This is a genomic window from Rosenbergiella sp. YN46, assembly GCF_036620675.1.
GTDB lineage: Bacteria > Pseudomonadota > Gammaproteobacteria > Enterobacterales > Enterobacteriaceae > Jejubacter.
In genome coordinates, this window is sequence record NZ_JAZHEE010000102.1 from 1 (window position 1) to 729 (window position 729).

The 729-nt window shown below is 38.8% G+C and carries 1 protein-coding gene; it reads left to right on the forward strand.

What is annotated here, in order from left to right; translation table 11 throughout:
* Window positions 1-663: hypothetical protein (locus V3W49_RS22700; protein WP_500148204.1), on the forward strand; the 663-nt coding region annotated here is incomplete at its 5' end.
* Between the last annotated feature and the right edge of the window lie 66 nt (window positions 664-729).

The window sequence follows — 729 nt, forward strand, 5'->3', positions numbered from 1 at the left end:
ATTTCAGGTGAAGTTCTAGGACAAAGACCAATGAGTCAACACGGTCCTGCACTGAGAACAATTGAAAAGGAATCTGGTTTGAAAGAAAAAATTGTAAGACCGATATCAGCAGCTTTACTTCCAAAGACAGATCCAGAAAAAAATGGTCTGATTCAAAGAAAAGATCTTGGAATGATCAAAGGTCGTTCAAGAAAGATTCAACTACAGATGGCAAAAGAATTTGGCATACAAGACCCACCAAATGCAGGTGGTGGATGTCTACTAACTGATAAGGCATTTGGAAAAAGAGCTTTTGATCTGTTCGATCATACTGAAACACCAACATTCAATGATATTGATTTGTTAAAGGTTGGACGACACTTCAGACTAGATGAACACACAAAGCTAGTTGTTGGAAGAGGTAAAGAAGAAAACGCAAACATTTCTCTACTCGCTCTACCTGATGACATAAAATTAGAAGCTAAAGATGTAATGGGGCCAACTCCTTCCTTACGTGGAAAAACGGCAGATCAACACAAAGAACTTGCAGCTTCTATCACACTACGTTACTCCGACGCGCCAAAGGATTCTACACACACCGTTATTCTAAAGAAGGATGCACGTAAGGAAGAGGTTGAGGTTAATCATGCTCAACAAGAATCGTACCTAAAGTTCAGAATCTAGCCTCAAAAGTTGTCTGTATTTTTTGATACAAAGAAGCCTTTTTGAATAAGAAGATCGCTTCATCAC